This window comes from Kocuria aegyptia (genome assembly GCF_039530085.1).
GTDB classification, from domain to species: Bacteria; Actinomycetota; Actinomycetes; order Actinomycetales; family Micrococcaceae; genus Kocuria; species Kocuria aegyptia.
In genome coordinates, this window is the sequence record NZ_BAAAOA010000038.1 from 1 (window position 1) to 3,768 (window position 3,768).

The following is a 3,768-nucleotide window of genomic DNA, read 5'->3' on the forward strand; positions in this document are numbered from 1 at the left end:
CGCCGGCGAGGCACTGCCCGTCCTCGAGACCCCGCCCGCGCGCGGGCACGCGTTCGAGTTCCGGGTCAACGCCGAGGACCCCGGCCGCGGTTTCCTGCCCTCCGGGGGCACCGTCGAGGCCGTCGACACCCCGACCGGCCCGGGCGTGCGCGTGGACTCCGGGGTGCACCGCGGCACCCGGGTGGCCACGACCTTCGACTCGCTGCTGCTCAAGCTCGTGGTCAGCGCGCCCACCCGCGCGCAGGCGCTGGTGCGGGCCCGCACCGCCCTGCGGGAGCTGCGGGTGCACGGGGTGGCCACCACGATCCCGTTCCACCGCGCCGTGCTCGACGCCCCCGCCTTCGCCGGGGACGAGGAGCTCGGGGTGTGGACCACCTGGATCGAGGACGAGTTCGCCGGCCGGCTCGACCCCGACGCCGGCTACGCCCGCGCGGACCAGCCCGGCCGCACCCGCTTCACCGTGGACGTGGACGGCCGGCGGATGAGCATCGGGATCCCTGACGCCCTCGCCGCGGCCCTGAGCGCAGCCCCTGTCGGGGAGGCCGCCCCCGCGGGGGCGGAGCCCGCCGACGACGGCACCGTCACGGCGCCCTTCGCCGGCACGCTCGTCTCGTGGCTGGTGTCCGAGCAGGACACCGTGGCGGCGGGCCAGGACGTCGCCGTGCTGGAGGCCATGAAGACCGAGACCCGGGTGTCCGCGCCCCGGGCCGGGACGGTCCGGGAGCTCGTGGCGAGCCCCGGGGACGCGGTGGCCGCCGACCAGGTGCTCGCCCGCCTCTCCTGAACGGGCGCCGCCACCGGCCGCCGGTCACTCGGGGAGCAGCTCGTCCAGGTCGGGGGCCTCCTCGATGAGTCCGTGCTGGACGGCGAGGTCCGCGAGCTCCTGCACGGACTGCCGGTTCACCTCGGTGGGGTAGGCGGGCAGGACCAGCCGGTCGATCAGCTCCTCGTCGAGCTGCGTGTAGCTGGGCAGGACGGCGCGGACCTCGTCGGGGTTGTCCTGCGCGAACTGCAGCGACTTCTCGATGGCCGCCTGGAACGCCTCGACGGTCTCGGGCTCCTGGGCCAGCATGTCCTCGGTGGTGAAGTACACGGCCACGGTCAGGTTCTCGATCGGGAACGCGTAGTTGGAGACCGCCGAGCGCGCCCCGTCCTGCATGGCGATGGTCCGGAACGGCTCGATCGAGCCGATCGCGTCCACCTCGCCCCGCTCCAGGGCCGCGGGCATGTCGGGCAGCGGGATCTCGACGAAGTCGACGGCGCCGGGGTCCCCGCCCTGCGCCTCGATCGCCGCGCGGATGGTGGTGTCGCTGATGTTGTTCAGGGTGTTCACGCCGACGGTCCGGCCCTCCAGGTCCGCGGCGTCCTGGATGTCGCTGTCCCCGCGCACCAGGACGTCGGCGAAGTCCTCGCCCTGGACCCCGGTGGAGTTGTTGGCGTTGGCGATGATCTGCAGCGGCAGCCCCTGGGACCGGGCGACGATCAGCGATGTCACGTTGCTGAAGCCGAAGTCCATCTCCCCGCTGACCACGGACGGGACGATGGCCGCCCCGCCCTGGGCCTGGGTGATGTCGAGCTCCAGGCCCTCCTCCTCGAAGAAGCCCTGCTCGATCCCGAGGTAGAGGGGCGCCACGTCGGTGCTCGCGATGACGCCCACGCTGACCGTGGTCAGCTCGCCGTCCTGGGCCGCACCTCCGCCGGAGTCCCCTCCTCCGCACGCGGTCACTGTCAGGACGGCCGCCGCGGCGAGTGCTGCACGGGTCTTCTGCATCGAAGCCTCCAGGGAGTGGGACGGAATTCCTGAAAGCCTAGAGGACGGCCCGGGCCTGCCACCAGGGTGCCGCCACGTCCCGGCGCCGCCGGGATGCCAGGATGGTGGATTGATGAACACCGTGGAGCACGAGTTCTTAATGGCGGCCGTCGCGCAGGCCGGGTCCGCCCCGCAGGGCGAGGCCATCCCGTGGGCCGTGGACGTGCTGCGCCAGGGCGTGGTCGCCGGTCGCCTGCCCCCGGGCACCCGGCTCTCGGAAGCCCGGGTCAGCGAGGCGCTGCGGGTCTCCCGCAACACCCTGCGCGAGGCCTTCACGATCCTCGTCGGGGAGAACCTGCTGGTCCGGGTGCCCAACCGCGGCGTCTCGGTGGCCCGGCCCGGCGCGGACGCCGTGCGGGAGATCCACCGGGTCCGGCTCGCGCTGGAGACCTCGGCGCTGCGCTGGTCCGCCCCCGCCCCGCAGCCGGCCCTGCACGCCGCCGTCGAGGACGGCCGTGCCGCCCACCGCCGCCAGGACGTCCCCGGCATGGCCGACGCGAACCAGCGGTTCCACCGCGGCGTCGTGGAGCTGGCCGGCTCGGTGCGCCAGGACGAGCTGATGTCCCGGACCCTTGCGGAGATGCGGCTCGTGTTCCACTCCATGCGGGAGGACCCGTCCTTCCACGCACCCTACATCGAGCGCAACGCCCGGATCCTCGAGCTCTTCGAGCAGGGCCGGCGCGAGGAGGCCGCCGTGCAGATGCACCACTACCTGGAGGCCTCCCGGCGTCAGCTGCTCGACGTCCTGGAGGGCCCCCCGCCGGCCGCGGTCAGGGCACCTGGTACTGCCAGTTGGGCAGGTCCGTGACCAGCATGTGCCCCGGGGCGTGCCCGAGGGCGAACGGCGCCCCGGACTCGAGCACCGCCGCCTGAGGCGTCACCCCGCAGGCCCAGAACACGGGGACGTGACCGTCCGGGATCCGCACCGCGTCCCCGTGATCGGGGGCCGCGAGGTCCCGGATCCCCAGCTCCCCGGGCGCCCCCACGTGCACCGGGGCGCCGTGCACCGCGGGATAGCGGGAGGTGATGCGCACCGCGTCGGCCACCCGGGAGGCGGGGATCGGGCGCATGGACACGACCAGCGGCCCGGACAGCCGCCCGGCGGGTGCGCACGGGACGTTCGTGCGGTACATCGGGACGTTGACGCCCTGCTCGATGTGGGCGACCGGGATCCCCGCCTCCTGCAGGGCCGCCTCGAAGGTGAAGCTGCACCCGAGGGCGAAGGTCACGAGGTCCTCGCGCCACACGTCCAGCAGGTCGGTGCGGGTGCCCGCGGCCTCGCCGTCCCGGTAGACGGTGTAGAGCGGGACGTCGGTGCGGACGTCACCGCCGCCCAGCAGCGGCCCCGTCACCTCCCCGGCCTCGAGCACGCCCAGCACCGGGCACGGCCGGGGGTTGCGCTGGGCGAAGAGCAGGACGTCGAAGGCCCAGTCCCTCGGGACGACGATCAGGTTGGCCTGCGCGAAGCCGTCGCACCAGCCCGACGTGGGTGTGACCAGGCCGCTGCGGAACATCGCGCGGGCGGCGCCGGGGGCCAGGCCGGCCCGGTCCTGCCGGGCCGGCGTGTCCACCGCTCCCACCGCGCTCACACCCACAGCGCGGCGATGCCGCTGAGGGACTGGTAGCCCAGGAAGAGGGTGAGCAGCCACACCACGGTTCCGATCAGCGCGAGCCACGTCGGGTACTCGTAGCCGCCCAGCAGCTCCCGGCGGCGCCAGGCCACCCACAGCAGCACCGCGAAGCCCAGCGGCAGGATGAGACCGTTCACGGCTCCCGCCACGATCAGCAGCGTGGACGGCGCCTGCCCCAGCACGGCGAACACGGCGGCCGAGACCAGGATGAACGCGACGGTCATCAGGTTCCGGGTCCGGTCCCTGGTCCGGGACGTGGTGAGGAAGGAGACGGAGGTGTAGGCCGCACCGATGACCGAAGAGATGGAGGCCGCCCACAGGATCAGG

Annotated in this window: 4 protein-coding genes and 1 pseudogene; 2 read left to right on the forward strand and 3 right to left on the reverse strand. The window is 73.8% G+C overall.

Annotated elements, in window-relative coordinates:
- Positions 1-784: biotin/lipoyl-containing protein (locus ABD220_RS13985; protein WP_344123547.1), on the forward strand; the 784-nt coding region annotated here is incomplete at its 5' end.
- A 24-nt stretch (positions 785-808) separates the two neighbouring features.
- On the opposite strand, the gene ABD220_RS13990 is transcribed toward ABD220_RS13985, so the two are convergent.
- Complete coding sequence (locus ABD220_RS13990; RefSeq protein WP_344123549.1) at positions 809-1,771, reverse strand: ABC transporter substrate-binding protein; 963 nt, start codon at positions 1,769-1,771, stop codon at positions 809-811.
- 112 nt (positions 1,772-1,883) lie between these two features.
- Between ABD220_RS13990 and ABD220_RS13995 the strand changes: the two genes are divergently transcribed.
- Positions 1,884-2,618: a GntR family transcriptional regulator gene (locus ABD220_RS13995; protein ID WP_344123551.1), complete on the forward strand. Its 735-nt coding sequence runs from the start codon at positions 1,884-1,886 to the stop codon at positions 2,616-2,618.
- Here ABD220_RS13995 and ABD220_RS14000 read toward each other — a convergent pair.
- Entirely contained in the window at positions 2,581-3,324 is a 744-nt protein-coding gene (locus ABD220_RS14000; protein WP_344123552.1) for a putative hydro-lyase, read from the reverse strand. The genes ABD220_RS13995 and ABD220_RS14000 overlap by 38 nt on opposite strands.
- Before the next feature lie 71 nt (positions 3,325-3,395).
- Positions 3,396-3,768, reverse strand: a pseudogene (locus ABD220_RS14005) (hypothetical protein); the annotation flags it as partial.

Coding starts and splice junctions, on each gene's coding strand:
- ABD220_RS13995 (WP_344123551.1), top strand. CDS start 1,884: ATGAACACCGTGGAGCACGAGTTCTTAATGGCGGCCGTCGCGCAGGCC.
- ABD220_RS14000 (WP_344123552.1), bottom strand. CDS start 3,324: ATGTTCCGCAGCGGCCTGGTCACACCCACGTCGGGCTGGTGCGACGGC.
- ABD220_RS13990 (WP_344123549.1), bottom strand. CDS start 1,771: ATGCAGAAGACCCGTGCAGCACTCGCCGCGGCGGCCGTCCTGACAGTG.